Annotated in this window: 36 protein-coding genes; all 36 read left to right on the plus strand. The window is 41.6% G+C overall.

Features of this window, described 5'->3' with window-relative positions; translation table 11 throughout:
• Window positions 1–48 precede the first annotated feature (48 nt).
• The 36 genes from HQ39_RS02200 to rplQ all read left to right on the plus strand — a co-directional run bounded on the left by HQ39_RS02200 (window position 49) and on the right by rplQ (window position 25,150).
• The gene (locus HQ39_RS02200; RefSeq protein ID WP_036863351.1) at window positions 49–1,722 is read left to right on the plus strand and encodes a fimbrillin family protein; all 1,674 of its coding nucleotides are present in this window, start codon (window positions 49–51) and stop codon (window positions 1,720–1,722) included.
• A gap of 302 nt (window positions 1,723–2,024) precedes the next feature.
• Window positions 2,025–4,454, plus strand: a complete 2,430-nt coding sequence (locus HQ39_RS02205; protein WP_052079361.1) for a hypothetical protein — start codon at window positions 2,025–2,027, stop codon at window positions 4,452–4,454.
• A 60-nt stretch (window positions 4,455–4,514) separates the two neighbouring features.
• On the plus strand, window positions 4,515–5,690 hold the full coding sequence (locus HQ39_RS02210; RefSeq protein ID WP_036789508.1) for an OmpA family protein: 1,176 nt from the start codon (window positions 4,515–4,517) through the stop codon (window positions 5,688–5,690).
• A 1,193-nt stretch (window positions 5,691–6,883) separates the two neighbouring features.
• On the plus strand, window positions 6,884–7,264 hold the full coding sequence (gene rpsL, locus HQ39_RS02215; protein ID WP_036789510.1) for a 30S ribosomal protein S12: 381 nt from the start codon (window positions 6,884–6,886) through the stop codon (window positions 7,262–7,264).
• 244 nt (window positions 7,265–7,508) lie between these two features.
• The gene (gene rpsG / locus HQ39_RS02220; RefSeq protein WP_036789512.1) at window positions 7,509–7,985 is read left to right on the plus strand and encodes a 30S ribosomal protein S7; all 477 of its coding nucleotides are present in this window, start codon (window positions 7,509–7,511) and stop codon (window positions 7,983–7,985) included.
• Between the two features lie 159 nt (window positions 7,986–8,144).
• Window positions 8,145–10,268, plus strand: coding sequence for an elongation factor G (gene fusA / locus HQ39_RS02225; RefSeq protein ID WP_036863354.1), 2,124 nt, complete (start codon window positions 8,145–8,147; stop codon window positions 10,266–10,268).
• 33 nt (window positions 10,269–10,301) lie between these two features.
• Window positions 10,302–10,613: a 30S ribosomal protein S10 gene (rpsJ, locus tag HQ39_RS02230; RefSeq protein WP_036789519.1), complete on the plus strand. Its 312-nt coding sequence runs from the start codon at window positions 10,302–10,304 to the stop codon at window positions 10,611–10,613.
• Window positions 10,614–10,640: 27 nt separating this feature from the next.
• The gene (gene rplC, locus HQ39_RS02235) at window positions 10,641–11,258 is read left to right on the plus strand and encodes a 50S ribosomal protein L3 (protein ID WP_052079362.1); all 618 of its coding nucleotides are present in this window, start codon (window positions 10,641–10,643) and stop codon (window positions 11,256–11,258) included.
• A 2-nt stretch (window positions 11,259–11,260) separates the two neighbouring features.
• Window positions 11,261–11,890 (plus strand): 50S ribosomal protein L4, encoded by a 630-nt coding sequence (gene rplD / locus HQ39_RS02240; RefSeq protein WP_036846856.1) that lies wholly within the window; start codon window positions 11,261–11,263, stop codon window positions 11,888–11,890.
• A gap of 19 nt (window positions 11,891–11,909) precedes the next feature.
• The gene (gene rplW / locus HQ39_RS02245) at window positions 11,910–12,203 is read left to right on the plus strand and encodes a 50S ribosomal protein L23 (protein WP_036789532.1); all 294 of its coding nucleotides are present in this window, start codon (window positions 11,910–11,912) and stop codon (window positions 12,201–12,203) included.
• An 8-nt stretch (window positions 12,204–12,211) separates the two neighbouring features.
• Complete coding sequence (rplB, locus tag HQ39_RS02250) at window positions 12,212–13,036, plus strand: 50S ribosomal protein L2 (RefSeq protein WP_036789534.1); 825 nt, start codon at window positions 12,212–12,214, stop codon at window positions 13,034–13,036.
• Window positions 13,037–13,059: 23 nt separating this feature from the next.
• Window positions 13,060–13,329 carry a 30S ribosomal protein S19 gene (rpsS, locus tag HQ39_RS02255; RefSeq protein ID WP_036789537.1) on the plus strand — a complete coding sequence of 90 codons (270 nt, stop codon included), beginning with the start codon at window positions 13,060–13,062 and terminating at the stop codon, window positions 13,327–13,329.
• A 48-nt stretch (window positions 13,330–13,377) separates the two neighbouring features.
• Window positions 13,378–13,785, plus strand: coding sequence for a 50S ribosomal protein L22 (gene rplV / locus HQ39_RS02260; protein WP_036789539.1), 408 nt, complete (start codon window positions 13,378–13,380; stop codon window positions 13,783–13,785).
• A 6-nt stretch (window positions 13,786–13,791) separates the two neighbouring features.
• The gene (gene rpsC, locus HQ39_RS02265) at window positions 13,792–14,523 is read left to right on the plus strand and encodes a 30S ribosomal protein S3 (RefSeq protein ID WP_036789540.1); all 732 of its coding nucleotides are present in this window, start codon (window positions 13,792–13,794) and stop codon (window positions 14,521–14,523) included.
• 23 nt (window positions 14,524–14,546) lie between these two features.
• Window positions 14,547–14,978, plus strand: a complete 432-nt coding sequence (rplP, locus tag HQ39_RS02270; RefSeq protein WP_036789542.1) for a 50S ribosomal protein L16 — start codon at window positions 14,547–14,549, stop codon at window positions 14,976–14,978.
• A gap of 6 nt (window positions 14,979–14,984) precedes the next feature.
• The gene (rpmC, locus tag HQ39_RS02275) at window positions 14,985–15,182 is read left to right on the plus strand and encodes a 50S ribosomal protein L29 (RefSeq protein WP_036789544.1); all 198 of its coding nucleotides are present in this window, start codon (window positions 14,985–14,987) and stop codon (window positions 15,180–15,182) included.
• A gap of 12 nt (window positions 15,183–15,194) precedes the next feature.
• Complete coding sequence (gene rpsQ / locus HQ39_RS02280) at window positions 15,195–15,449, plus strand: 30S ribosomal protein S17 (RefSeq protein ID WP_036789548.1); 255 nt, start codon at window positions 15,195–15,197, stop codon at window positions 15,447–15,449.
• A 2-nt stretch (window positions 15,450–15,451) separates the two neighbouring features.
• Window positions 15,452–15,817 carry a 50S ribosomal protein L14 gene (gene rplN, locus HQ39_RS02285; protein WP_036789550.1) on the plus strand — a complete coding sequence of 122 codons (366 nt, stop codon included), beginning with the start codon at window positions 15,452–15,454 and terminating at the stop codon, window positions 15,815–15,817.
• Between the two features lie 38 nt (window positions 15,818–15,855).
• Window positions 15,856–16,176 carry a 50S ribosomal protein L24 gene (gene rplX / locus HQ39_RS02290; protein ID WP_036789556.1) on the plus strand — a complete coding sequence of 107 codons (321 nt, stop codon included), beginning with the start codon at window positions 15,856–15,858 and terminating at the stop codon, window positions 16,174–16,176.
• Window positions 16,176–16,736 carry a 50S ribosomal protein L5 gene (gene rplE / locus HQ39_RS02295; RefSeq protein ID WP_036863357.1) on the plus strand — a complete coding sequence of 187 codons (561 nt, stop codon included), beginning with the start codon at window positions 16,176–16,178 and terminating at the stop codon, window positions 16,734–16,736. Before rplX ends, rplE begins: the two co-directional genes overlap by 1 nt.
• A gap of 11 nt (window positions 16,737–16,747) precedes the next feature.
• Window positions 16,748–17,017, plus strand: a complete 270-nt coding sequence (rpsN, locus tag HQ39_RS02300) for a 30S ribosomal protein S14 (RefSeq protein ID WP_036846851.1) — start codon at window positions 16,748–16,750, stop codon at window positions 17,015–17,017.
• Window positions 17,018–17,104: 87 nt separating this feature from the next.
• Window positions 17,105–17,500: a 30S ribosomal protein S8 gene (gene rpsH / locus HQ39_RS02305; protein WP_036789571.1), complete on the plus strand. Its 396-nt coding sequence runs from the start codon at window positions 17,105–17,107 to the stop codon at window positions 17,498–17,500.
• Window positions 17,501–17,516: 16 nt separating this feature from the next.
• Window positions 17,517–18,068, plus strand: a complete 552-nt coding sequence (gene rplF, locus HQ39_RS02310; protein ID WP_036863360.1) for a 50S ribosomal protein L6 — start codon at window positions 17,517–17,519, stop codon at window positions 18,066–18,068.
• Window positions 18,069–18,094: 26 nt separating this feature from the next.
• Window positions 18,095–18,439 carry a 50S ribosomal protein L18 gene (gene rplR, locus HQ39_RS02315; RefSeq protein ID WP_036789575.1) on the plus strand — a complete coding sequence of 115 codons (345 nt, stop codon included), beginning with the start codon at window positions 18,095–18,097 and terminating at the stop codon, window positions 18,437–18,439.
• 20 nt (window positions 18,440–18,459) lie between these two features.
• A complete protein-coding gene (gene rpsE, locus HQ39_RS02320; protein ID WP_036789577.1) occupies window positions 18,460–18,966 on the plus strand; it encodes a 30S ribosomal protein S5 in 507 nt (168 codons plus the stop codon).
• A gap of 5 nt (window positions 18,967–18,971) precedes the next feature.
• Window positions 18,972–19,151: a 50S ribosomal protein L30 gene (rpmD, locus tag HQ39_RS02325; RefSeq protein ID WP_036789580.1), complete on the plus strand. Its 180-nt coding sequence runs from the start codon at window positions 18,972–18,974 to the stop codon at window positions 19,149–19,151.
• A gap of 12 nt (window positions 19,152–19,163) precedes the next feature.
• Window positions 19,164–19,613: a 50S ribosomal protein L15 gene (rplO, locus tag HQ39_RS02330; protein WP_036789582.1), complete on the plus strand. Its 450-nt coding sequence runs from the start codon at window positions 19,164–19,166 to the stop codon at window positions 19,611–19,613.
• A gap of 6 nt (window positions 19,614–19,619) precedes the next feature.
• Entirely contained in the window at window positions 19,620–20,954 is a 1,335-nt protein-coding gene (gene secY / locus HQ39_RS02335; protein ID WP_036789585.1) for a preprotein translocase subunit SecY, read from the plus strand.
• Between the two features lie 9 nt (window positions 20,955–20,963).
• A complete protein-coding gene (gene map, locus HQ39_RS02340; RefSeq protein ID WP_036789588.1) occupies window positions 20,964–21,749 on the plus strand; it encodes a type I methionyl aminopeptidase in 786 nt (261 codons plus the stop codon).
• Between the two features lie 15 nt (window positions 21,750–21,764).
• The gene (infA, locus tag HQ39_RS02345; protein ID WP_036789590.1) at window positions 21,765–21,983 is read left to right on the plus strand and encodes a translation initiation factor IF-1; all 219 of its coding nucleotides are present in this window, start codon (window positions 21,765–21,767) and stop codon (window positions 21,981–21,983) included.
• Between the two features lie 24 nt (window positions 21,984–22,007).
• Window positions 22,008–22,124 (plus strand): 50S ribosomal protein L36, encoded by a 117-nt coding sequence (gene rpmJ, locus HQ39_RS09375; RefSeq protein ID WP_081964525.1) that lies wholly within the window; start codon window positions 22,008–22,010, stop codon window positions 22,122–22,124.
• Window positions 22,125–22,168: 44 nt separating this feature from the next.
• The gene (gene rpsM / locus HQ39_RS02350) at window positions 22,169–22,549 is read left to right on the plus strand and encodes a 30S ribosomal protein S13 (protein WP_036789593.1); all 381 of its coding nucleotides are present in this window, start codon (window positions 22,169–22,171) and stop codon (window positions 22,547–22,549) included.
• Window positions 22,550–22,563: 14 nt separating this feature from the next.
• On the plus strand, window positions 22,564–22,950 hold the full coding sequence (gene rpsK / locus HQ39_RS02355; protein WP_036789598.1) for a 30S ribosomal protein S11: 387 nt from the start codon (window positions 22,564–22,566) through the stop codon (window positions 22,948–22,950).
• Between the two features lie 115 nt (window positions 22,951–23,065).
• Window positions 23,066–23,665 (plus strand): 30S ribosomal protein S4, encoded by a 600-nt coding sequence (gene rpsD / locus HQ39_RS02360; protein ID WP_036789600.1) that lies wholly within the window; start codon window positions 23,066–23,068, stop codon window positions 23,663–23,665.
• An 8-nt stretch (window positions 23,666–23,673) separates the two neighbouring features.
• Window positions 23,674–24,669 (plus strand): DNA-directed RNA polymerase subunit alpha, encoded by a 996-nt coding sequence (locus tag HQ39_RS02365; protein WP_036863364.1) that lies wholly within the window; start codon window positions 23,674–23,676, stop codon window positions 24,667–24,669.
• Between the two features lie 4 nt (window positions 24,670–24,673).
• Window positions 24,674–25,150: a 50S ribosomal protein L17 gene (gene rplQ / locus HQ39_RS02370; protein WP_036789603.1), complete on the plus strand. Its 477-nt coding sequence runs from the start codon at window positions 24,674–24,676 to the stop codon at window positions 25,148–25,150.
• Window positions 25,151–25,664 lie beyond the last annotated feature (514 nt).

Consider the following 25,664-nt stretch of genomic DNA (forward strand, 5'->3'; position numbering starts at 1 on the left):
TATATACAGAGTATTTATTGAGTTTTAATCCCATAAAATGAATTAAAAATGAAACTTAAACAACTACTATTAGGAGCTCTGGGCGTATTTGCCCTTGCTGCTTGTAACAGCAAGCCGGATATGCCGACGGATGGTTTCGGAAAAGAACCTGTGGCTTTCAAATCGTCCATCATCGGTTCTACTTCTCGTGCAACAGAGACGGCTTTTGAAGCGAAAGATCAAATCGGCGTTTATATGCTGCCTGCTGCCGGAGAAGCAAAAGAGAATGCGGCATATATTACCGCAGAGGGTGGAGCAGAGGCACTATTTGTCCCCAAAACAGAAGGCGATAAGATCCTTCTCCCGGAGGATGGAATGAATGTCGATTTCGTGGCTTATCATCCTTACCGAGCAGATGTAAATCAGAGGAAGATCAAGTTGGATGTGTCGAATCAGTCTGACCAAAAGGCTTTGGATTTGATTTATGCCAACAATCTGAAAGGAGTAAACAGTATGACTCCTACATCTCAGTTCAAACTCTCTTTCCGTCATCAAATGAGTTTTGTACAGTTTGTATTCACTCCGAAGGCTAAAGAGAAAATTGTAAAGATTCTTTCTGTCGGTATCTCCGGCTTCCATAGAAAGGGACAGTTCAACCTTCAAGATGGAGCATTCTCCGATTATGAAGAAGCAGAGGTGGTATGGGCGAAGCTCTCTGAAGACGGCTACTCGTTCTCTTCAGTCCTAATCCCTCAAAATGATGTGGAGATGAAGCTGTATCTTTCCGATACCGGCGGTAAGAAGTATCACTGCGATTTTAGCAGAATGAATTTTGAGAGAGGTAAGAGATACACCTTTACGCTGAATATCACACCGGAAGGAAATATTGAGGTAAACGAATTGGGTACTGTAATAGAACCATGGAGTGATGTAGATGGCGGTACTCACGAACTGCGTCCGGAAAAGAAAGAGTTTGCAATAACTCCTTCCGAAGCTACGATAGAAGCTGCTTCGACCTCTCCGATAACTGTGAATGTAACCGCAGGAGAGGGTGTTGCCTGGAATGCTTCAACATCGGAAAGCTGGGTGTCTGTATCTCCTCTTTCCGGTACCGGAAACGGACAGTTTGTGGTTTCTCCATCTCCCAATACCGACAGTCAAGAGCGTAAAGCAATCATCCGTGTACAGGCAGGAGAAGAGACATTGCAGTTTACTCTCACTCAAAAAGGTGTCAATCCGGATCCATCTCCCGAAGGAGCTCTTTTCAAAGAAGGGTTCGGCAATATGCCTAAAGGCTCAAAGGATAAAGCTGAAACGTTGGATGACCTATTGAAGTATATAGATACAGAAAACAGAGATAAGGGGTATCTTTATGAGATCTCCGGTGCAGATGTTCGTGCTACCTCTCATTTGGATGGGCATATCTGGCTTCCTAAGGAGCCTGATACCTTCTTCCAAGTCGGTAATATCTCTGTTCCGGGAGAAGCAAATACACTTGTATTGACATTCGATCTCGCTACAAATAAGTCGGGGGATACAGAAAGTGTTTTGGAAGTGATAGTAGGAGGTAAAACTCAAAAGGTATCTCTCACCAATCCTAAGCAGAACGAGTATCAGCAGAAGAGTGTCGAGATAGTCGCTCCGACACTGACAGAAGGAAAGATCTCCATTAAATTCAATTCAAAAGGAGCCGAAAATAAAAATGGTTTTAGAGTGGATAATATTGTTCTCAAGAAGAAGTAATAGATCCATCTGAAGAGAATATAATGATAGGGAGAGGTGTATAAAAAACGCCTCTCCCTATTTTTTATTCAAAATATGCTCTATATTGTCTTTTGTGTGCATTTATTTGAAATGATGAATCTGTTTTTGATGATTTTTCTGCCTTTATTTTGATATTAGTGTGCTTGTTTATGTAATTATTGGTCTTGTTTTTGTTTTTTTATCATTTTGATTTTTGATTATTGTGTCCAAATATATTATCTTTGCGCTCGAATTTAAGAAAACACACACAATAAATATTATTCAATAGATTTAATTAGTTCATGAAAAGGCAATTTTTTTATTTGTCGCTATTGCTTGTGCTCATCACCAGCATAGTGGGGGCATGTACGCAAGTAGATGTAGTAATGCCTAAAGGTCCAAAGGGAGATACAGGTTTGTCTGCCTTTGAATTTTGGAAAGAGAAAGTAGCAGATGGTACTATAAACTGGCCTAAAGATCAAGTAGGCGTAGCCGACTATTTCAAATTTTTGAAAGGTAAAGATGGTCAGAATGGAAAAGACGGAAAGAATGGTCAAAGTGCATACGAACAGTGGAAGGAAGCGGTAGCAACCGGAACTGTTGATGATCCGCACAATCCAGGAAAGAAGTGGGATGCTAATAAGAATAGTGTAGTTGACTTCTGGAGATTCCTTACAGGCGCAACAGGAGAAGCGGGAAGAACACCGCATATCGGCCCTGACGGCAACTGGTGGATAGGAGATAAGAATACCGGAGTTGCTGCAAAAGGGAAAGACGGTCAAGATGGTAAGGATGGACAAGACGGCAAAGATGGTGTCTCTCCACATATCGGTCCTGATGGTAACTGGTGGATTGGAGATGTAAACACCGGTGTTCCTGCCAAAGGTAAAGATGGTAAGGATGGCCAAGACGGTCAAGATGGTGTTTCTCCACGTATCGGTCCTGATGGTAACTGGTGGATCGGAGATGTAAATACCGGTGTTCCTGCCAAAGGTAAAGATGGTCAGAATGGTCAAGATGGTCAAAACGGACAAGATGGAGTCTCTCCACGTATCGGTCCTGACGGTAACTGGTGGATTGGAGATGTAAATACCGGAGTTTCTGCTCGAGGTAAAGACGGTCAAAATGGCCAAGATGGCAAGAATGGCGAAAATGGTAAGAGTGCTTACGAAATGTGGGTTGATACCGTAAAAGCCGGTTGCGAAGGTAGCGCAGCACCTGTTATGGACCCTCATAATCCGGGCTATGAATGGCCATGCGAAAAGACAAGCCTTGCAGACTTCTGGCATTATCTTCGTGGTAGAAATGGTGAAGATGGTAAGGATGGTAAAGACGGTAAAGATGGTAAAGACGGAGAGAATGGAAAGGATTCCAGCGGTCTTGTAACTGGCAAGGCTAACGTCGTAGCTCAATACTACAATGCATCTTTGAAAGAGTATGTAGATCCGGAAGATGGCGGTGTATGGTACATCGTTTATGACAAGGAAGGAAAGCCTGCTCCTGCGGGAACAGAGGTAGATAATATGCCTGCTATGCCGGGACAAAAGTTTGTTACCGATACCGATGGCCGATTCAAAGTTTCGGTAGATAAGTTGCCATATAAGAAGCCGGAAGCAGAAAGACTTGGTTCTACTCGTGTTAAGATTGGAGGAGAAACCATGGAGTCTGCAAAGAACACACTTGTACCAAACAAGATAAAGACCAGAATATCCACAGACCTTGTTTACCTGCGTCAGCAGACTCACGTCAATCTTGGAGGTGGTAGCTATCCTTTTGCACACTTTACTGCAGTGCATTACAAGTACGAGCGTGAAGTAGATGGTGTTTGGGGTGAATATCCGGCAGAGTTGCCGAAACCTGAGTTTGGAACAGGTAAAGTAAATGATCCTACTCAACTTCCAACGATCGAAAACATCACATTCAACGATGAGACGAAAAGATGGCTCGTATCTAAGGATGGTTACTATGCAGACTTCAATCAAGCAAGAGATAAGAACATTGTGATGATTATACGTCCTATCGTTCTAATGGATATAGAGAAGACAGGACCACTTCCTAATCCTGCAATTCATGACTATAATAAGAGAGTGTTGCAAGTAAGACAGTATGAGTGGAACGGTCAGAAGAACTACTTTACTATTGTCGGTGAAAGATACTTCTACGGAGAGAAGCCGGTTCTTCCTGAGCCTATACACGTTCCGGAAATCCATCCTACTCCGGTCTTTACCGGATCGAAGATAGCTGTCGTACATGGCCAGACTACTATCTGGGGAGAACTTGATGTTATAGACCGTTTGCCGGACTTCTATTTGAAGTACAAACTGGAACCAACTCCTGTAAAAGTTTGGACATCAGACAAACTTCCGGGCAGCTTGTTAAGAGATACTCCTTCATACAGAAACAACTTCAAGTATAAGATCGTATCATTCAAGCGAGAAGGAAACAACAATGTTACGACCGAAACAGATATCTCTCTTAAGGATAACAATCCTCTTTACAAGCTTCTTGCACCACGTGATGGCGGTGTTTGGTCTGTAATGAGCTATCTGGAGGGAGACCGTTATGGACAGTTGACTCAGGTTAAGAAGGATGAGAGAATCCTTGGTGCCGGATATTCTCCTTATAGAGCTCTTCCATACTACATCACTACTATTCAAGATCCGAAGTTTGAGTTCAAAGACTTCTATGGTGTAAATGCTCCTATTGTTATTCCTCAGCAAGATCTTCCTTGATCATAAACGAACAAGTGTGGGATATCACCATCAGGATGTAATAGATAAAACAACAAGACAATGAAAATAAGATATACAATATATACACTTGCCGCTTTGGCTCTTGGGTTCTGCAGTACTACGCTGCAAGCCCAAGAGGCTAAGCCTGCGAAGAAAGCGTGGGAAGTAGGTGTCGGAGGTGCTCTTATCAACTGGAACAGAGTCTCTATCTCCGGATTTGAAAGCAGACAAGACGACTACTTCTACAACTTCAGAGTAGATCATCTTATGGGAGGCGCAAAGCTATACGTAGCCAGAGAGCTGAACAAGTGGTTCTATCTCGATCTTCAAGGAACTATGGGTATCACATACAACAACCCCGAACAGACAGGAAAGTCGGGCAAGCACAGCTTCTTGTTTATGGGAGGTCCCGGTTTGCAGTTCAGACTTAGTCCGCTATTCGGATCCGAGTATGTAGAGCCCTATTTAAGAGTCGGAGCCAACTATCTTTGGAAAGATTTTCAAGCGAGAAACATAGGACGTTTCAGTCAGGATCCTACAGGACAGGCAGGCTGGTCGTCTAAAGACACTTGGAATGGCAAGGATAAGTTGGAGGACAAGAACCAATTCTTCCCCATCTCAGTTGGTGCCGGTGTCAATGCCTGGCTTAACAACAGCGTGGGTCTTGGGCTTCAAGGAGAGTATATCATGCCTATACGCAAGGAGCTTCCTCGCTTTGCACAGGTTTCTCTCAATGTCCTTTTCCGCTTCGGAGGCAAAGACAAGCGTCCGCAGCCACGTATAGAATATGTGGAGGTAGAAAAACCGGTCGAAAAGATCGTGGAGAAGATTGTAGAGAAGAAGGTCTTTGTGGAGGCAGAACCACAAGTAGGTAATCTTTTGGAGAATATCAACTTCGGTTTCGACAGATACGACTTCACACCGGAATCTGAAAAAGCATTGGATAATGCTGCTAAGATGTTGAAAAAGCAGTCTGGTCAATACTTCCTTATTACCGGTTATACCGATGCTCAAGGCAATCAGGCATACAATCTTGAGCTTTCTCGCAAGCGCGCACAAGCTGTGGTCAATGCTCTTATCGAGAGAGGTGTACCTGCAAGCATGCTGAAGTGGAGAGGGGTAGGCAAGAAAGTGAATGCCGTACCTGCATCCGAGTCTGACGATGTTCGTGAAGGAGACAGAAAGATAACCATAGAGCGTGTTTCTAACATCGCTTTCTGGAACAAACTCCCATAACAAGAAGATAATAAGAACCGGTGGAGCGCGCTGCTCCGAACTGTTCTTTAGCAATAGAAGAGCTATGCCAAGCGTAAGTTTGGCATAGCTCTTTTTTTGTGGCAAAACGTCAAGATCTTTCATGTTTGCCGCCAAAGAAGGAGAGGTAAAAAGGGCTTTCTTTTTACGTCTTGTCTTTTCCCGATTCTCGGCAACATTAAAGCTTAAATTCGGACATACGATATTCGGTTTTTCCTGCCTTGAAAGAGGACTGTTTTTGCCGGAATTTTTATATAAAAACGGAGTTTGAGAGATATCGAATATTTCTGTTGGAAACAGTTGCTTTCTGAATATATCTCCTTCGGGTTGTCGCTTAATCTGTTTGTTTTCAGTGAGATTTGAAAAATTGCGAATTTGGAAAAAATTTTTTCTCAGTCCGTTTCATGGGGCTTTTTCGCGTTAATAGATGTGAATTTTAACGCTCCCTCCTGTAAACGTTTCCTAATAAAGAAATCTGCCTTTTCAGGGGTATTTTAGGGTGAAAATAGATAATATGCTGATAGTTAGTGTTTTAATCATTTTGGCTAAACACGTTAATCGAATCCGGTAAACGTGTTTAATGAAATCGGTAAACGTGTTCATTGAAAAATTAAACACGTTAAGCCGGAAGAATATGCTNTTGGCTAAACACGTTAATCGAATCCGGTAAACGTGTTTAATGAAATCGGTAAACGTGTTCATTGAAAAATTAAACACGTTAAGCCGGAAGAATATGCTCGTTTAGTGTTTTTGCTTAACGAGTATCGGAATTTGTGTTAATAGAATGGGGCGGATTTAACAATTCGGTCGCGCTCTGAAAACGACCCCTCCGATCAAAATAGAGAGAGGGTAAAAAGAGGCTCTATCGGCGGTATGGAATATATAAAAATCGCTCTCTTGAAAGGGCGGTTTTAGAGCAGTTTTAACAGGGGTATATTACCTCAAAAAGAGTATCGTTTTTTCTCTTCAGGATAGAGAAAAGTATCTCCCTTCCGGAAGTCTTCTTTTCTCAAAAGAGTTGAAATAAGGGGGGTGAAAATAATTTATCTGCTTGATTTATTGTATAATCAGATAATTATGCTTACCTTTGTGCGTTCAATCGTGTATCCTATGGCGGAGATACGATAAAAGAAGTATCAAATACGATATAACACAGAAATAAAAACAGTTTTAAAATGCCTACAATTCAACAGTTAGTTAGAAAAGGAAGGAAAACAATCGAAGAGAAAGGAAAGTCTCCTGCTCTTGACTCTTGTCCGCAGCGTCGTGGCGTTTGTGTGCGTGTGTACACCACAACACCTAAGAAGCCAAACTCGGCAATGCGTAAAGTGGCACGTGTGCGTCTGACAAATGGTAAGGAAGTGAACTCTTACATACCGGGAGAAGGACACAACTTGCAAGAGCACTCAATCGTACTTGTTCGTGGTGGTCGTGTAAAAGACCTTCCGGGTGTTCGTTACCATATCGTTCGCGGTACATTGGATACTGCCGGCGTTAATGGTCGTACCCAACGTCGTTCTAAGTACGGAGCAAAGAGACCTAAGGCGTCTAAGTAATCCATCGCCTTTGTCTTGAACTCCTATACATATATAACATAGGAGGCTTCAGAAAAGCTCTCACGAGAGAGCAAAACAAAATTTCCCCTTTTCTACTTCGCTCGAAAGACGAAGAGACAATTATTACTAAACGATGTTTTGAGTAATATTGGATAGGCTCCCAAGGTTGAGTAAATGCTACGGCGGTAGTGTTGAAGACAGAAGAAGGAACAACCAATGACAAAACGAAAATTTTTAGACCAAAATGAGAAAAGCTAAACCAAAGAAAAGACAGGTGTTGCCAGATCCTGTTTTCGGTGACGTAAAAGTAAGTAAGTTTGTAAACCATCTTATGTACGATGGAAAGAAAAACTTGTCTTACGATATTTTCTATTCAGCATTAGAGATCGTAAAGACAAAGCTTCCTAACGAAGAGAAGTCTGCTCTTGAGATCTGGAAGATCGCTTTGGATAACATCACTCCTCAAGTAGAAGTGAAGAGCCGCCGTGTGGGTGGTGCTACATTCCAAGTGCCTATGGAAATCCGTCCCGAAAGAAAAGAGTCTCTTTCAATGAAGAACCTTATCGGCTACGCAAGAAAAAGAGGTGGTAAGACTATGGCGGATAAGCTTTCTGCAGAGATTGTAGATGCTTATAACAACCAAGGAGGTGCATTCAAGAGAAAAGAAGATATGCACCGTATGGCTGAAGCTAACCGTGCATTCGCTCACTTTAGATTCTAAGTTCCACTCTTATATAAAAGAAAAAGACACAGCTCACGTAATAACAATAGAAAACATTCAGAAAAACTTCTATATCTAATGCCTCATTTTGGTATGGTTACAAAAGGAATGAAGAGCACGAAGATTGCGTAGAGTTTGTGAATAGATAAGGAAAAGACAATGGCAAAAAAACAAGGAATAGAACTTACAAGAAATATCGGTATCATGGCTCACATCGATGCCGGTAAAACAACAACCTCTGAACGTATCCTGTTCTATACCGGTCTTACACACAAGATTGGTGAGGTGCACGATGGTGCAGCCACTATGGACTGGATGGAACAAGAGCAGGAAAGAGGGATAACTATCACATCTGCAGCAACAACTACATCTTGGAACTATGACGGCGATAAGTACAAAATCAACCTTATCGACACTCCGGGACACGTTGACTTTACTGTGGAAGTGGAGCGTTCACTCCGTATTCTTGATGGTGCTGTGGCTGCTTTCTGTGCGGTTGGTGGTGTTGAGCCTCAATCCGAAACAGTTTGGAGACAGGCAGACAAGTACGAAGTGCCTCGTATCGCTTATGTAAACAAGATGGACCGTAGCGGAGCCAACTTCTTTGAAGTGGTTCGCCAACTAAAGGATGTATTGGGTGCCAATCCATGTCCTATCCAAATACCTATCGGAGCCGAAGAGACTTTCAAAGGCGTTGTCGATCTTGTAACAATGAAGGCGATCTTGTGGCACGATGAAACAATGGGTGCAGACTACTCGATAGAGGATATTCCTGCAGATCTTCAAGCTGAAGCAGAAGAGTGGAGAGATAAGCTCCTTGAAACTCTTGCCGATGTTGATGATGCGATCATGGAGAAGTACTTTGAAGATCCATCAACAATCACAGAGGAAGAGATTCGTGTGGCTCTCCGTAAGGGAACACTCTCAATGCAGATCAACCCGATGCTTTGTGGTTCTTCTTTCAAGAATAAGGGAGTACAAACACTTCTAAACGCTGTTTGTGCTTATCTTCCAAGTCCGGTAGATACTCCTGAAATCGTGGGAACTCTTCCGGGTGATCCTGATACAGAAGTAGTAAGACCGACATCGCCTGATGCCCCTTTGTGTGCTTTGGCATTTAAGATTGCAACTGACCCTTATGTGGGCCGTCTATGCTTCTTCCGTGTCTATTCCGGACAGTTGGATGCAGGATCTTATGTTTATAACACAAGAAGCGACAAGAAGGAGAGAATCTCTCGCTTGTTCCAAATGCACTCTAACAAGCAAAATCCAAAAGACTTTATCGGTTGTGGAGACATTGGCGCCGGTGTAGGATTTAAGGATATTCGTACAGGAGACACACTCTGTGCAGAAGGACATCCGATGGTGTTGGAGTCTATGGACTTCCCCGATCCTGTTATCGGTATTGCCGTAGAGCCTAAGACTCAAAAAGACCTTGATAAGCTCGGTGTTGGTCTTTCTAAGCTTGCAGAAGAAGACCCGACATTTACCGTTCAAACAAACGAAGAGACAGGTCAGACCGTTATCTCCGGTATGGGTGAGCTTCACCTTGAGATCATCATTGACCGTCTTAAACGTGAGTTTAAGGTTGAGTGTAACCAAGGTAAGCCTCAAGTGTCTTACAAGGAAGCTATCTCTAAGAGCGTAGAACTTCGTGAGACTTATAAGAAACAAACCGGAGGTCGTGGTAAGTTCGCGGATATGATTGTTCGCGTAGAGCCTGCCGATGCTGAGTTTGAAGGTGAACTTCAATTTATTGACGAAGTGAAAGGTGGTAACATTCCAAGAGAATTTATTCCATCTATTCAGAAGGGATTCCTTCGCGCTATGAAGAATGGTGTGCTTGCAGGATATCCGCTTGATAAGTTGAAAGTAACCGTGATAGATGGTTCTTATCACCCCGTGGACTCTGACCAGCTTTCTTACGAAATCTGTGCTATTCAGGCGTTCAAGAGTGCAGCCGAAAAGGCAGGACCTGTACTTCTTGAACCAATCATGAAGATAGAGGTTGTAACTCCGGAAGAGAGTATGGGTGATGTGATCGGCGACCTTAACAAGCGTAGAGGTCAGGTAGAAGGTATGGAAAGCCATCGTACCGGAGCAAGAATCGTTAAGGCTAAAGCTCCTCTTGCTGAAATGTTCGGCTATGTAACAGCTTTGCGTACTATCACTTCAGGTAGAGCAACATCTACAATGACATTCTCTCACTATGCTGAGGTTTCTGCTAACATCGCTAAAGAGGTGCTTACAGAAGTACAAGGCCGTGTAGACCTTATTAAGTAATTAGAAATAGTTCATTTTTGAATCATACATATTATGAGTCAGGTAATAAGAATCAAAATTAAGTCTTACGATCATCAACTCGTAGATAAGTCGGCTGAAAAGATCGTAAAAGCAGTGAGTGCAACAGGTGTAACTATCTGTGGTCCTATTCCATTGCCAACACACAAGCGTATATTCACTGTAAACCGCTCTACTTTCGTAAACAAGAAGAGCCGTGAGCAGTTTCAGCTCTCTACATTTAAGAGATTGATCGACATCTTGAATGCTACTCCTTCAACTGTTGATGCTTTGGCGCGTTTGGAGTTGCCAAGTGGTGTTGAGATCGAGATTAAGACAAATATTTAATGTTCATTATTTATATATTCAACTGAAATGCCAGGATTATTAGGAAAAAAAATCGGAATGATTTCCGTTTTCAGTGCCGAGGGTAGAAATGTACCATGCACTGTTATCGAAGTAGGTCCTTGTGTTGTAACTCAGGTGAAGACTGTGGAGACAGATGGTTATGAAGCTATCCAACTTGGCTTTGTGGACAAGAAGGAAAAGCACACATCCAAACCTCTTCAAGGTCACTTCAAGAAAAGTGGTGTTACACCCAAGAGATTCTTGGCCGAGTTCAAAAACTATGAAGAAGAGTACAAGTTGGGCGATGTCCTTACTGTCGACTTCTTTGAAAATGCAGGCTTTGTTGACGTAATAGGCAAGTCTAAAGGTAAAGGCTTCCAAGGCGTCGTGAAACGTCATGGTTTTGGTGGTGTGGGTCAAAGTACTCACGGTCAGCACAACCGTTTGCGTGCTCCGGGTTCTATCGGTGCTTGTTCTACTCCTGCAAGAGTATTCAAAGGTACTCGTATGGCTGGTCAGACAGGAAATAAGAGAGTAACTATGCAGAACTTGGAAGTAGTTAAGGTCCTTCCAGAAAACAATTTGCTTCTTGTGAAGGGTTCCATACCGGGAGCTAATGGTTCAATCGTATTAATAGAAAAGTAAACATGGAGGTAAAAGTTTTAGATATCAACGGTGTAGAAACCGGCAGAACAGTAACTCTTCCGGAGAGTCTATTTGGCATTGAACCTAATGACCATGCTATCTATTTGGCTGTAAAGCAATATAGAGCAAACCAACGCCAAGGAACACATGCCACTAAGGAAAGAAGCATGCTCAGCGGTAGTACTCGCAAGCTGATCCGTCAAAAGGGTTCAGGTGGAGCGCGTAGAGGTGATATTAACTCTCCTCTTCTTCGTGGTGGTGCTACAGTGTTTGGCCCTCAACCGAGAAGCTACCGTCAGAAGTTGAACAAGAAGGTGAAAAACCTTGCAAGAGCTTCTGCTTTGAGCTATAAGGCAAAGAACCAAGAGGTGATTGTTGTAGAAGATTTCTCTTTTGAATCTCCTAAGACAAAACAGTTCGTGGGTATCCTTAAAGCCCTTAAGGTGGATGCTGCGCGTACATTGATGGTTTTGAATAATGCGGATAATTTTGTATATTTGTCCGCTCGTAATATTCCCAATGTGAGCCTTATGAATGTTAAACTCTTGAACACCTACAAGGTTTTGGAGTCTAAATATATGGTCATTACAGAGAGCGCACTTGGTGAAATGGTTAATGTTTTGAACGCATAATAATAACACGACGTAAGCAATGAGTATTCTAATTAAGCCTATCATCACTGAGAAGCAAACAGAAATTACTGAAAACATGCCTAACAGGTATGGCTTCCGTGTTTCTCGTGATGCGAACAAAATCGAGATTAAGAATGCCATCAAGAAACTTTATGGTGTGGACGTTAAGAGCGTTAATACCATGAACTATGATGGTAAGAGACAAGTAAGATATACAAAAGGTGGAGTAATCCGCGGTAGAAAAAGTGCATTTAAGAAAGCTGTTGTTACCATTGAGGAAGGTCAAACAATAGACTTCTATAGCAATATCTAATTTAAGAAATGGGAATACGTAAATTGAAGCCCACTACCCCTGGGCAGAGACACAAAGTTATTGGCGCATTCGATAAGATCACTGCAAGTGCGCCAGAGAAATCTCTTGTTGTGGGTAAGAAGCGTACCGGTGGTCGTAACAACACCGGTAAGATGACAATGCGCTATATTGGTGGCGGTCACAAGAAGCGTTTCAGACTTATTGATTTCAAGAGAAATAGAGATGGTATCCCAGCAACCGTTAAGAGCATCGAGTACGATCCAAACAGATCTGCTCGTATTGCCCTACTTTACTATGTAGATGGTGTGAAGACTTATATCGTTGCACCTGACGGCTTGCAAGTGGGACAAACAGTGATGTCAGGTAGCCAGGCAGCTCCCGAAGTAGGAAATGCCTTGCCACTTCAAAACATTCCTATCGGTTCTGTAATTCACAATATCGAACTTAGACCCGGTCAAGGTGCTAAGCTTGTGAGAAGTGCCGGTGCGTTTGCTCAACTTACCTCCAGAGAAGGTACTTATGCTGTAATTAAGATGCCTTCAGGAGAGACTCGTAGAATTCTTTCTGCTTGTAAAGCAACTATTGGTGGTGTCGGTAACTCTGACCATGCTCTTGAACGTTCCGGTAAGGCCGGTCGCTCTCGCTGGTTGGGTAGAAGACCGCATAACCGTGGTGTGGTAATGAACCCGGTGGATCACCCAATGGGTGGTGGTGAAGGACGTGCTTCCGGAGGTCACCCTCGCTCTCGTACAGGTCTTTATTCTAAGGGCTTGAAGACAAGAGCTCCTAAAAAGCACTCTTCTAAGTACATCATAGAAAGAAGAAAGAAGTAAACTTATTTTAGAAAAGAAAAACTATGAGTCGTTCATTAAAAAAAGGACCATATATCAATGTGAAGTTGGAGAAGAAGATTCTTGCCATGAATGAAAGCGGTAAGAAGTCTGTGATCAAGACGTGGTCAAGAGCTACGATGATTTCTCCGGACTTTGTGGGTCATACAGTTGCTGTCCATAATGGTAACAAGTTTATCCCTGTTTTCATCACAGAAAATATGGTAGGGCATAAGCTTGGGGAGTTTTCTCCAACACGTACGTTCCGTGGACATGGTGGCAATAAGAAGCGTTAAGCGATCCCAAAGTAAGTAATAGTAATATAGAACAACTAAGAACACATTATGGGTAAAAGAAAACAAGTGTCGGCAAACGCACGTAAAGAAAATAATAAAACACTCTACTTCGCAAAGCTTAACAATGTTCCTACATCTCCTCGTAAGATGAGATATGTAGTGGATATGGTAAGAGGAATGGAAGTAAACAGAGCTCTGGGTGTGCTTCAGTTTTCAAACAAAGAAGCCTCAAGAAGAGTTGAAAAATTGCTCCGTTCTGCTATTGCCAACTGGGAAGCAAAGAACGAACGTCGTGCCGACGATGGTGAGCTGTTTGTGAGTAGAGTATTTGTTGATGAGGCTGTGACTCTGAAGAGATTGAGACCTGCTCCACAAGGAAGAGGTTACAGAATCCGTAAGAGATCTAATCATGTAACTCTATATGTAGATACACTTAATTCATCTGTAAAAAACTAATTTTAGATGGGACAAAAGATTAATCCAATAAGTAACCGTTTGGGTATCGTACGTGGATGGGATTCTAACTGGTTTGGCAAAAAGAAAGATTTTGCCGATACAATTTATGAAGACAGCAAGCTACGTAAATACCTCGATGCTCGTTTGGCTAAGGCAAGTGTATCTCGTATCGTTATAGAGCGCACATTCAAACTTATCACAATAACAATCTGTACTTCTCGCCCCGGTTTTATTATCGGAAAGGGAGGTCAAGAGGTTGATAAGTTGAAGGAGGAGCTTAAGAAGATCACAGATAAAGATGTTCAGCTTAATATTTTTGAGATAAGAAGACCTGAACTTGATGCTGTTATTGTAGCAAATACTATTGCTCGCCAGTTGGAGGGTAAGATGGCTTACAGAAGAGCTATAAAGACAGCTATTGCTTCTACTATGAGAGCCGGAGCAGAAGGTATCAAGATTCAAATCTCCGGACGTCTTAACGGAGCGGAAATGGCTCGCTCGGAAATGTTTAAAGAAGGACGTACTCCACTTCATACTTTGAGAGCGGATATTGACTATTGTCATGCGGAAGCTCTTACTAAGGTAGGTCTACTTGGTATAAAGGTTTGGATCTGTAAAGGTGAAGTGTACGGTAAGAGAGAGTTGACTCCTAATTTTACAGCTGCTAAGGAATCCGGCAGACGTGAAAATAATAGAGGTGGTAGAGATGCTCGCCGAGGAAGAAGACAGAACCGTTAATGTAAGAAGAAAGATTTATCATCATGTTACAACCTAAAAAAACTAAATTTAGAAGGCAGCAAAAAGGTCGCATGAGAGGTGTGGCTCAGAGAGGTAATCAGCTTTCTTTCGGTTCTTTTGGTATCAAATCGCTTCAAAGCAAGTGGATTACCGGTAGACAGATTGAAGCTGCTCGTATTGCTGTAACAAGATATATGCAACGTCAAGGTCAAGTTTGGGTACGTATTTTCCCTGATAAGCCTATTACTAAGAAGCCAGCCGAAGTGCGTATGGGTAAAGGTAAAGGTGCTCCGGAAGGTTTTGTGGCACCAGTTACTCCCGGTCGTATGCTGTTCGAAGTAGAAGGAGTTCCATTTGCCGTGGCTAAAGAAGCTCTTCGACTTGCAGCACAGAAGTTGCCTGTAACAACAAAATTTGTTGTTCGCAGAGATTATGAACACAAAACTAATGCGTAATCGAAAATGAAGAGTAAAGAAATAAGAGAGCTGAGCATAGAGGAGCTAAAGGAAAGACTCCAAGCTGAAGAAGAAGCTTACAATAAGATGCTTCTTGTTCATGCTGTTACTCCACTAGACAAGCCATCGGATATTACAGCTAAGCGTAAATTCGTGGCAAGACTTAAAACTATTCTTCACGAAAGAATATCAGAAACTAATTAATGTCCCTACCTTATGGAAAGAAATTTAAGAAAAGTAAGACAGGGCGTTGTCTCTAGCAATAAGATGGATAAAACCATAACTGTTGCTGTAAAGTGGAAAGAGAAACACCCCATTTATGGTAAGTTTGTAAACAAAACTAAGAAGTATCACGCTCATGATGAGAAAAATGAGTGCAACATAGGCGATACTGTAAGGATCATGGAAACAAGACCTTTGAGTAAGACTAAGCGTTGGAGATTGACTTCTATAATTGAAAGAGCGAAATAATCATGATACAGCAAGAATCAAGACTAGTCGTAGCCGACAATAGCGGCGCAAAGGAAGTCCTTTGTATTCGTGTTCTTGGGGGAACAAAGAGACGATATGCAGGTATAGGAGATGTTATTGTTGTGTCAGTGAAGAGTGTGATCCCATCTTCAGATGTGAAGAAGGGAGCTGTATCGAAAGCTCTTATTGTTCGCACAAAGAAGGAGATCAGACGTCCGGATGGCTCATACATTAGATTTGATGATAATGCATGTGTCCTTCTTAATGCAGCCGGCGATATCCGTGGTAGTCGTATCTTTGGTCCTGTAGCTCGTGAGCTTAGAACTAAAAACATGAAAGTGGTATCATTGGCACCCGAAGTGCTATAACTCTTTCACTATTATATACACATATATACATAAAGACAATGAGTAAGCTACATATTAAAAAGGGCGATACTGTGTATGTGAATGCTGGTGAAGATAAAGGCGCAACCGGACGTGTACTCAGTGTAGATCCCACAAAAAAGAGAGCTATAGTAGAAGGCGTAAATGTTATTACTAAAGCTACTAAGCCTAATGCAAAACAGCCACAAGGCGGTCTGGTTAAGATAGAAGCTCCTATCCATATTTCAAACCTCAATGTGGTTGATCCATCTACGGGAAAACCTACTCGTATAGGTCGTAAGGATGATGGTAAAGGCAATTTGGTTCGTTATTCTAAAAAATCTGGAGAGCTGATAAAGTAATGAGTACTGTAAATAACCTACAAAAAGATTATAAGGAGCGTATTGTTCCTGCTCTTATGAAAGAGTTTGGCTACTCCACAGTAATGCAGGTTCCTGCTATTAAGAAGATTGTTATCAATCAAGGAATCGGTCAGGCTGTGGCAGACAAGAAGCTCATAGATGTTGCTATTTCTGAACTCACAGCTATTACAGGACAGAAAGCAGTTGCAACTCTTTCTAAGAAGGATATCTCAAACTTTAAGTTGAGAAAGAAGATGCCTATTGGTGTTATGGTAACTCTTAGAAGAGAAAGAATGTATGAGTTCCTAGAAAGACTTGTGCGTGTTGCTCTTCCTCGTATCCGTGACTTTAAGGGTATTAATAGTAAGCTTGATGGTAGAGGTAATTATACTTTGGGTGTGAGCGAACAGATTATTTTCCCTGAAATTAATTTGGATTCTATCACTAAAATAATGGGTATGAATATTACCTTTGTAACATCGGCACAAACTGATGAGGAGGGTTACGCTTTGTTGAAGCATTTTGGCCTTCCATTCAATAATGCTAAGAAAGAAGACTAAATACTAAGAGCATGGCAAAAGAATCAATGAAAGCCCGTGAAGTGAAAAGGGCAAAATTGGTAGCTAAATATGCTAATAAACGTGCTCGCCTTAAAGCAGAGGGCGATTATGAGGCATTGCAGGCTATTCCTAAAAACGCTTCACCAGTACGCCTTCATAACAGGTGTAAGATTACAGGAAGACCTAAGGGATATATGAGACTATTCGGTCTTTCTCGTATTCAATTTAGAGAAATGGCTTCAAAGGGGCTTATCCCTGGAGTAAAGAAGGCAAGCTGGTAATTAACTGGCTGCTTTCTTTTCGTCTGAGTATTTGAAGCAAGTGTTAAATATTGTCCGATTGTTCGGATCAATTTAATTAAAAGTTTTATGACAGATCCAATAGCAGATTATCTGACTAGATTGCGTAATGCAATCAGCGCTAATCACCGAGTGGTGGAGATCCCTTCGTCTAAACTTAAACAAGAGATGACTAAAATCCTTTTTGAAAAAGGCTATATTCTCAACTATAAGTTTGAACAAGATGGCGCTAGAGGTACTATTAAAGTTGCCTTGAAATATAATATGGCTACTAAAACTAATGCCATAAAGAAGCTACAAAGAATATCTAAGCCAGGTCTTAGACGTTATGTGGGTTATAAAGATCTTCCTCGTGTTCTTAATGGTCTTGGTATCGCAATCGTTTCTACTTCTAAGGGAGTTATGACAGACAAGGAAGCACGCGAACTTAGAGTTGGCGGAGAAGTATTGTGTTACGTTTATTGATTAGGAGGAAAGTATTATGTCTAGAATTGGAAAATTACCTATATCAATACCCGCTGGTGTAACCGTAAACGTAAATGACGATCAGATTGTGGTAAAAGGTCCTAAAGGGGAGCTTTCACAGAAGATGGATAGTAGAGTTGCGGTAGAAATCAATGACGGTCAACTTACTGTGAATAAGACAGGAGAGACAAAAGAACACAATGCATTTCACGGTCTTTACAGATCTCTTATAAATAATATGGTTGTTGGAGTATCTCAAGGATATACTAAAACATTGGAACTTGTTGGTGTGGGCTATAGAACCGCAAATACAGGTCAAGTTCTAGAGTTGTCCCTTGGCTTTACTCACATGATATATCTTCAACTTCCTTCTGAGGTTAAAGTCGAAACTAAGATGGAGAGAAATAAAAACCCTCTAATTATTCTTGAATCGGCAGACAAGCAACTTCTCGGACAGGTTTGTGCAAAGATCCGTAGCTTCAGAAAACCTGAACCATACAAGGGTAAGGGTGTTAAGTTTGAAGGAGAAGTGATCAGAAGAAAGTCTGGTAAAACAGCAGGTAAATAATCTCTCTACGTAAACTAAACATTGTTATGAATACAAAAATTCTAAGAAGACAAAAAATAAAAAGACGTGTGCGTAGGAATATTTTTGGTACTGCTGAAAAGCCTCGCTTGACCGTTTTTAGAAGTAATAAGCAGATTTATGCTCAGGTAATAGACGATGCAACTGGCAAAACTCTTGCAGCTGCAAGCTCTCTCCCGATGGAAGAAAAACTCCCTAAAAAAGAGATCGCAGCCAAGGTGGGTGAGATAGTTGCTCAAAATGCAATGAAAGCAGGTGTGAGCACTGTTGTGTTCGATAGAAATGGCTACCTTTATCATGGTAGAGTAAAAGAACTAGCAGATGCTGCGCGTAAAGCTGGTCTTAAGTTTTAATAGTAAAAGTCTGTAACGAAATGAATAAAGTGAAATCTGCAAATGGCTTGGAGCTTAAAGATAGGCTTGTCGCAATAAACAGAGTAACAAAGGTCACCAAGGGAGGACGTACATTTACATTTTCTGCAATTGTTGTTGTTGGAAATGAAGATGGTATCGTTGGTTGGGGACTTGGTAAGGCTGGAGAAGTTACTGCTGCAATAGCTAAGGGAGCTGAAGCCGCAAAGAAAAATCTCATCCAAGTTCCTGTATATAATGGTACCATCCCTCACGAACAATATGCTCGCTTTGGTGGTGCTCGTGTTTTTATCAAACCTGCTTCTACCGGTTCCGGAGTAAAGGCCGGTGGTGCGATGCGTGCTGTTCTTGAGAGTGTTGGGGTAACTGACGTCTTGGCGAAATCTAAGGGATCTTCTAACCCTCATAACTTGGTGAAAGCTACGATAACCGCACTTTCAGAACTCCGAAGCCCATTGGATGTTGCACAGGCCAGAGGTATATCAGTAGAAAAAGTATTTAAAGGCTGAGAAAGATGAAAACAGTAAAAGTTAAACAAGTCAGAAGTCGTATTCGTTGTCCGAAAGATCAGAAGGCGGCTCTAGACTCACTTGGTCTCAATAAGTTGAATAGAGTGGTTGAACTACCGGACAATGATGCTACAAGGGGGAACTTGCATAAAGTGAGACACCTCATAGAGATCGTTGAGGCATAAAATATTGAAGATATGAACTTATCAAATTTACGTCCTGCAGAAGGATCTACAAAGTCTCGTAAGCGTGTTGGTCGTGGTCCTGGATCTGGTAAAGGTGGTACTTCTACCAGAGGTCACAAGGGAGCACAGTCTCGCTCTGGATACTCTCGTAAGATCGGATTTGAAGGGGGACAGATGCCGATACAGCGTCGTCTTCCGAAATTTGGCTTCAAGAATATCAACAGAGTGGAGTACACTCCGATTAATCTCGATACTCTTGCCGAGATCTCACAAGAGAATAATATCAAAGAATTTAATATAGACACACTTGTAGCTAGAGGTTTGTGTGGAAAGAATGATAGAGTTAAAGTCTTGGGACGAGGAGAGCTTTCTATCTCTATCAAGGTTGAAGCTCATGCTTTCTCAAAAAGCGCAAAAGAGGCTATTGAGGCCCAAGGCGGAACAGCTACAGTGATAAACTAATACGCAATGAAGGCAGTACAGACAATCAAAAATATCTGGAAAATTGAGGATCTTCGTACTAGAATCCTTACCACTGTTTTCTTGGTAATTCTATACCGGTTAGGGACATTTGTTGTTCTACCCGGTATAGATCCTAACGCACTATTAGCCTTGAAGAACTCTACATCAGAGGGCCTTTTGGCGCTATTAGATATGTTTTCCGGAGGGGCATTCTCAAATGCATCAATTTTCGCGTTAGGTATCATGCCATATATTTCCGCATCCATTGTAATGCAGCTTTTGGCGATAGTGGTTCCATCATTCCAAAAGATGCAGCGTGAGGGAGAAAGTGGTAGAAGAAAGATGAATCAATATACTCGTTATCTTACGATTTTAATTCTTCTTGTTCAAGGTCCTGTTTACCTTATTGGTACTCGAAATACATTGGCGGCAGAAGGTGTGATTATGCCTTCAACGTTAGGATTTATGGTCGTTTCAACGGCAATTCTTACTGCTGGTTCTATGTTTGTGTTGTGGCTTGGAGAGAAGATAACGGATAAAGGTATAGGCAATGGTGTTTCTTTTATCATTCTAATAGGTATCATAGCTCGTTTCCCTGAAGCGGTCATCAATGAGTTTTCTCTAAGACTTGGAGGCGAAGGAGGTCTGTATGTCTTCATCCTTGAGATTGTATTCCTTCTGCTTGTTATTGCAGGAGCTATTTTGTTGGTACAAGGAACACGTAGAGTTCCGGTACAATATGCCAAGAGAATGGTAGGAAATAAGCAATATGGTGGTGCACGTCAGTACATTCCTTTGAAGGTTAATGCTGCAAATGTGATGCCGATCATTTTTGCTCAAGCTATTATGTTTTTACCGGTGAGTTTGTACTCCTTTGCTTCTTCAGAACCATCTGCTTTGCTTACTGATTTTATGCATGGTAGAGGTGTTTTGTACGCAGTCGTTTTCTCGCTGTTGATCATTCTGTTTACGTACTTCTATACAGCAGTTACGATAAATCCTACGCAAATGGCAGAAGATCTCAAGAGAAATAATGGTTTCATTCCCGGAGTAAAACCAGGCAAGGCAACAAAGAACTTTTTGGATGATGTGATGAGTAAAATCACTCTTCCCGGAGCTATTTTCCTTGCTGTTGTAGCAATACTACCTACATTTGCGATGTCTGAATCTATGGGTATAAACCCTGCTTTTGCACAGTTCTTTGGTGGTACATCTCTAATTATTCTTGTCGGTGTTGTTCTTGACACTCTTCAACAGATAGAGTCTCATTTGCTCATGCACCATTATGACGGATTTAGTGAGAGTGGACGTATTAAAGGACGCTCAAGTGCCATGTACTGATCTCAGACTATGGTATATCTAAAGACAAAAGAAGAAATTGAACTTCTGCGAGCAGCCAACCAACTTGTTGGTCGGACGCTTGCAGAGGTTGCTAAACATATAAAACCGGGTGTTTCAACTAAGCAACTTGACACTGTAGCAAATGAGTTCATTTGTGACCATGGGGCTACTCCTGCTTTTTTAGGATATGCAGGATTTCCCGGATCTATTTGTACGTCTCCTAATGAGTATATAGTACATGGTATTCCTTCCGATAAGGTGATACTTAAAGAGGGAGATATTGTATCGGTAGATTGTGGAACAAAGCTAATGGGTTTTACGGGTGATAGTGCTTTTACTTTTCCTGTTGGAGAAGTCTCTTCCGAAGTAAAGAAACTTCTGAATACAACTAAAGATTCTCTTGCTTTAGGAATCGAGCAGCTACAAGTCGGTCGTCGGCTTGGAGACATAGGCTATGCGATACAAAACTATTGCGAAAAGGCGGGTTTTTCTGTTGTTCGTGAGTTTGTTGGGCATGGTATTGGTCGAGAAATGCATGAAGAACCTCAAGTTCCCAATTATGGAAGAAGAGGTACCGGATTTCAAGTGAAAGAAGGACTATGCATCTGTATAGAACCTATGATCAATATGGGATCTAAGAATATTGTAAACGGGGATGATGGTTGGTCTGTTTGGACCAGAGACCGGAAATATTCTGCTCATTTTGAACATTGTGTGGCTGTTGTAGATGGTAAGGCAGATGTCCTTTCTACATTTGATTATATATATGAAGTCTTAGGTTACCAAACATTTTAGTTATCATTATAGTTCATGGCAAAACAGGCGGCAATAGAACAAGATGGAGTCATCGTTGAAGCTCTTTCCAATGCAATGTTTAAGGTTGAGTTGGACAACGGTCACGTTGTTACAGCTCACATTTCCGGAAAGATGCGTATGCATTACATTCGAATCCTTCCTGGAGATCGAGTGAAGGTTGAGATGTCTCCGTATGATCTTACAAAAGGTCGTATATCATTCAGATACAAATAAAACAAGACAAAGATACATTTCATCATGAAAGTAAGAACATCCCTAAAAAAACGCACTCCGGAGTGTAAGATTGTCAGACGTAAGGGTCGCTTATACATTATCAATAAGAAGAACCCTAAAATGAAACAACGTCAAAAATAATTCGTACTTTTGCACTCCTAAAACGGAATTAATATACTCATATTATGGCAATAAGAATTGTAGGTGTTGACCTACCACAAAACAAGAGAGGCGAGATTGCTCTTACCTATATCTTCGGTATAGGTAGAAGTAGTGCTAATTCCATTCTAGACAAAGCCGGTATCAACAAGGATATCAAGGTGAAAGACTGGACAGATGATCAGGCAGCTAAGATCCGTGAAATTATAGGGGCCGAATATAAGGTAGAAGGAGATCTTAGAACAGAGGTGACTCTTAATATCAAGAGACTTATGGATATAGGTTGCTATAGAGGTATACGTCACCGTCTTCATCTCCCTTTGCGTGGTCAAAGCACAAAGAACAATGCCCGAACTCGCAAAGGAAAGAAGAAAACAGTTGCGAATAAGAAGAAAGCTACTAAATAATACGTTAAGATAATATGGCAAAAAAGACAGTCGCAAAGAAGAGAGTTGTTCGCGTTGATGCTATTGGGCAAGCGCATATCCACTCTTCTTTTAACAACATCATCATCTCTCTTGCCAATGCAGAAGGTCAAGTTATCTCTTGGTCAAGTGCAGGTAAGATGGGTTTTAGAAGCTCTAAAAAGAATACTCCTTATGCAGCTCAACTCGCTGCTCAAGACTGTGCTAAGGTTGCATACGACCTTGGTTTGCGTAAAGTGAAAGTTTATGTAAAAGGACCGGGTAACGGCCGTGAGTCTGCTATCAGATCTATTCATGGTGCAGGTATAGAGGTTATGGAGATTATAGACGTAACTCCTCTACCACATAATGGATGCCGTCCTCCTAAGAGAAGAAGAGTATAATACACTTTACTTACTTAAATCATTAAGAATGAAGGCTGCGTATAAATATAAATGGATTGAGCATCTCTCACAATCGCGGCTGTATGCGTACGCTTTCATGTAATCAAATTTTATTATGGCAAGATATACAGGCCCTAAGGCGAGAATTGCTCGCAAATTCGGAGAGCCTATCTTTGGCTCCGTAAAGTCTAAGAAGAACTATCCTCCGGGACAACACGGCAATAGCAGAAGACGTAAGACTTCTGAGTATGGTATTCAGCTGCGCGAAAAACAGAAAGCAAAATACACTTATGGTGTTTTAGAAAGACAGTTTAGAAATCTTTTCGATAAAGCGTCTCGCTCTAAAGGTGTAAAGGGTGAGGTTCTTCTTCAATTGCTGGAACAACGACTTGACAACATAGTGTATCGTCTTGGTATCGCTAAGACTCGTGCTGCTGCACGTCAGTTGGTTAACCACCGTCATATTATCGTTGATGGAAAGGTCGTAGATATCCCATCTTATAGCGTAAAACAAGGTCAAGTGATTGGTGTTAGAGAAAAATCTAAGTCTCTTGAAGTGATTGTTGACTCTCTTGCATCAAGCGGCGGAAGTAAGTATCCATGGTTGGAATGGGATAAGGCTTCTTATTCCGGTAAGCTTCTTAGCATTCCTTCCAGAGAGGATATCCCTGAAAATATCAAAGAACAACTGATTGTAGAACTCTATTCAAAGTAACGTAGTATATGGCTTTATTGGCATTTCAAAAACCTGAAAGGGTAGTCATGCTTGAAGATTCCCCTACATACGGGAAGTTCGAGCTAAGACCGCTGGAGCCGGGGTACGGTATTACTGTGGGTAATGCTTTGAGAAGGATTCTTCTATCGGCTCTGGAGGGTTACGCTATCAACTCAATCAAGATAGACAACGTTGAGCACGAGTTTGCTACCATTCCCGGTGTGATCGAGGATGTTACCAGCATCATTCTTAATTTGAAAAAAGTGCGTTTTAAGCGTATTGTCGAAGGGGAAGAGGGCGAAACCGTTAGTATAAAGGTTCAAAATACAGAGCAGTTTACCGCAGCAGATATTTCTGCAAAGCTAAGTAGTTTTGAAGTGCTCAACAAGGATCAGGTTATCTGCAATCTGGATAAATCTGTATCCTTTACCATCCAACTTACCATTATAAAAGGACGCTCTTGGATTCCTGCGGAAGAGATGATGGGAATGTTTGATGACCCTCAACAGATCGCGATTGACGCTATCTTTACACCCATCAAACAGGTCAAATACCAAGTGGAAAATACTCGTGTGGAGCAACGTACAGACTACGACAAGCTAACATTAGAGATTACCACAGATGGTTCTATCTCTCCCAAAGATGCCTTGCGAGGTGCAGCACAGATTCTTATCTCTCATTTCGCTCTTTGTGCAGAAGATTATGTCGCATTAGAGAGTGATGTCGCGGATGATAACTCCGAATTTGATGAAGATGCGATACACATGCGCCAGTTGCTCATGTCTCCGCTATCTGAACTCGATCTTTCCGTTCGTGCTCTCAACTGTTTGAAGGCAGCGGAAGTTGAAACTCTTGGAGAACTTGTTGCGCACACTAAGGCAGACCTTCTAAAGTTCCGCAATTTTGGTAAGAAGTCTCTTACAGAATTGGAAGACCTTCTTGAACGTTTGGAACTCTCGTTCGGTATGGATGTAGCCAAGTACAAATTAGATAAAGAATTATAAGAAGATGAGACATAGAAAAAAATTCAATCACCTTGGCCGTAAGACAGCTCACAGACACGCAATGCTTTCAAATATGGCAACTTCTCTTATTATGCATAAGAGGATTCAGACCACTCTTGCCAAGGCAAAAGCACTAAGACAGTATGTAGAACCGATTATCAATCGTTCTAAAGAAGACACAACACACTCTCGTCGTACTGTTTTCTCTTATTTGCAAAATAAATATGCGGTAACAGAGTTGTTCCAAAATATATCTCAAAAAGTTGCGGATCGTCCGGGCGGTTACACTCGTATCCTCAAGACAGGGTTCCGTCTTGGTGATAATGCTCAGATGTGTATTATAGAGCTTGTGGACTACAACGAAAACATGCTTAAGGAAAAGAAAGAGACTGCTAAGCAACCTCGTACACGTCGTTCACGCAAGAAGGCAACAGAGTCTGCTCCTGCAGCTCAACCTCAATCTGAGGCAGCAGAAGCGTAACTCTTACGATAAACTATATTTAGATATACATTCAAAGGGGGTATCAGATTCATCTGACACCCCCTTTTTATTGTTATTCTTGTATCGTTGTCAGGAGGAGTGTAAAGAGGGAAGCGTTCTTAATCATCTGGAGATCAATTCTTGCACACTTTCTCGATTAGACATTTAAGAATAGTGAATAGAGGTAAAGTCAAATCTCTATTCAGAGAACAGAACCAAAGGGGGGATTTTCTCTCGTCCTCGGTGCTTCTATTCCTCTTTTATACGCGGTTTTGGCTGTGGAAATGTTTGTATTTATGATAATATTTCCTACCTTTGCTCTTGTAGAGTAAGACGAGAAGAAGTCTGCTTTGGCGTAAGTATGAGATATTAAGGAGATTAGCGTCCATCTGTGGCCACATTTATGGTTCGTTTTTGTCGTCTTTTTATCTCTCTTATCTTTGGGCTTTGTTGCTTTTTGCCTAAAATTTTCTTCTTTTTTTTCTTTCTCTCATTGGTGAATATGTTAAAAGTG

Origin of the sequence: Porphyromonas sp. COT-108 OH2963, assembly GCF_000768895.1 — a bacterium.
Lineage (GTDB): Bacteria > Bacteroidota > Bacteroidia > Bacteroidales > Porphyromonadaceae > Porphyromonas_A > Porphyromonas_A canoris.

Coding starts and splice junctions, on each gene's coding strand:
- rplO (WP_036789582.1), top strand. CDS start 19,164: ATGAACTTATCAAATTTACGTCCTGCAGAAGGATCTACAAAGTCTCGT.
- map (WP_036789588.1), top strand. CDS start 20,964: ATGGTATATCTAAAGACAAAAGAAGAAATTGAACTTCTGCGAGCAGCC.
- rpsC (WP_036789540.1), top strand. CDS start 13,792: ATGGGACAAAAGATTAATCCAATAAGTAACCGTTTGGGTATCGTACGT.
- rpsE (WP_036789577.1), top strand. CDS start 18,460: ATGAATAAAGTGAAATCTGCAAATGGCTTGGAGCTTAAAGATAGGCTT.
- rplB (WP_036789534.1), top strand. CDS start 12,212: ATGGGAATACGTAAATTGAAGCCCACTACCCCTGGGCAGAGACACAAA.
- rpsN (WP_036846851.1), top strand. CDS start 16,748: ATGGCAAAAGAATCAATGAAAGCCCGTGAAGTGAAAAGGGCAAAATTG.
- rpsL (WP_036789510.1), top strand. CDS start 6,884: ATGCCTACAATTCAACAGTTAGTTAGAAAAGGAAGGAAAACAATCGAA.
- HQ39_RS02210 (WP_036789508.1), top strand. CDS start 4,515: ATGAAAATAAGATATACAATATATACACTTGCCGCTTTGGCTCTTGGG.
- rplR (WP_036789575.1), top strand. CDS start 18,095: ATGAATACAAAAATTCTAAGAAGACAAAAAATAAAAAGACGTGTGCGT.
- rpsJ (WP_036789519.1), top strand. CDS start 10,302: ATGAGTCAGGTAATAAGAATCAAAATTAAGTCTTACGATCATCAACTC.
- rpsH (WP_036789571.1), top strand. CDS start 17,105: ATGACAGATCCAATAGCAGATTATCTGACTAGATTGCGTAATGCAATC.
- rpmC (WP_036789544.1), top strand. CDS start 14,985: ATGAAGAGTAAAGAAATAAGAGAGCTGAGCATAGAGGAGCTAAAGGAA.
- rplP (WP_036789542.1), top strand. CDS start 14,547: ATGTTACAACCTAAAAAAACTAAATTTAGAAGGCAGCAAAAAGGTCGC.
- rplE (WP_036863357.1), top strand. CDS start 16,176: ATGAGTACTGTAAATAACCTACAAAAAGATTATAAGGAGCGTATTGTT.
- rpsG (WP_036789512.1), top strand. CDS start 7,509: ATGAGAAAAGCTAAACCAAAGAAAAGACAGGTGTTGCCAGATCCTGTT.
- rpmJ (WP_081964525.1), top strand. CDS start 22,008: ATGAAAGTAAGAACATCCCTAAAAAAACGCACTCCGGAGTGTAAGATT.
- rpsK (WP_036789598.1), top strand. CDS start 22,564: ATGGCAAAAAAGACAGTCGCAAAGAAGAGAGTTGTTCGCGTTGATGCT.
- HQ39_RS02205 (WP_052079361.1), top strand. CDS start 2,025: ATGAAAAGGCAATTTTTTTATTTGTCGCTATTGCTTGTGCTCATCACC.
- rpsS (WP_036789537.1), top strand. CDS start 13,060: ATGAGTCGTTCATTAAAAAAAGGACCATATATCAATGTGAAGTTGGAG.
- rplD (WP_036846856.1), top strand. CDS start 11,261: ATGGAGGTAAAAGTTTTAGATATCAACGGTGTAGAAACCGGCAGAACA.
- fusA (WP_036863354.1), top strand. CDS start 8,145: ATGGCAAAAAAACAAGGAATAGAACTTACAAGAAATATCGGTATCATG.
- rplF (WP_036863360.1), top strand. CDS start 17,517: ATGTCTAGAATTGGAAAATTACCTATATCAATACCCGCTGGTGTAACC.
- infA (WP_036789590.1), top strand. CDS start 21,765: ATGGCAAAACAGGCGGCAATAGAACAAGATGGAGTCATCGTTGAAGCT.
- HQ39_RS02365 (WP_036863364.1), top strand. CDS start 23,674: ATGGCTTTATTGGCATTTCAAAAACCTGAAAGGGTAGTCATGCTTGAA.
- rpsQ (WP_036789548.1), top strand. CDS start 15,195: ATGGAAAGAAATTTAAGAAAAGTAAGACAGGGCGTTGTCTCTAGCAAT.
- rplN (WP_036789550.1), top strand. CDS start 15,452: ATGATACAGCAAGAATCAAGACTAGTCGTAGCCGACAATAGCGGCGCA.
- rplQ (WP_036789603.1), top strand. CDS start 24,674: ATGAGACATAGAAAAAAATTCAATCACCTTGGCCGTAAGACAGCTCAC.
- HQ39_RS02200 (WP_036863351.1), top strand. CDS start 49: ATGAAACTTAAACAACTACTATTAGGAGCTCTGGGCGTATTTGCCCTT.
- secY (WP_036789585.1), top strand. CDS start 19,620: ATGAAGGCAGTACAGACAATCAAAAATATCTGGAAAATTGAGGATCTT.
- rplV (WP_036789539.1), top strand. CDS start 13,378: ATGGGTAAAAGAAAACAAGTGTCGGCAAACGCACGTAAAGAAAATAAT.
- rplX (WP_036789556.1), top strand. CDS start 15,856: ATGAGTAAGCTACATATTAAAAAGGGCGATACTGTGTATGTGAATGCT.
- rpsD (WP_036789600.1), top strand. CDS start 23,066: ATGGCAAGATATACAGGCCCTAAGGCGAGAATTGCTCGCAAATTCGGA.
- rplW (WP_036789532.1), top strand. CDS start 11,910: ATGAGTATTCTAATTAAGCCTATCATCACTGAGAAGCAAACAGAAATT.
- rpsM (WP_036789593.1), top strand. CDS start 22,169: ATGGCAATAAGAATTGTAGGTGTTGACCTACCACAAAACAAGAGAGGC.
- rplC (WP_052079362.1), top strand. CDS start 10,641: ATGCCAGGATTATTAGGAAAAAAAATCGGAATGATTTCCGTTTTCAGT.
- rpmD (WP_036789580.1), top strand. CDS start 18,972: ATGAAAACAGTAAAAGTTAAACAAGTCAGAAGTCGTATTCGTTGTCCG.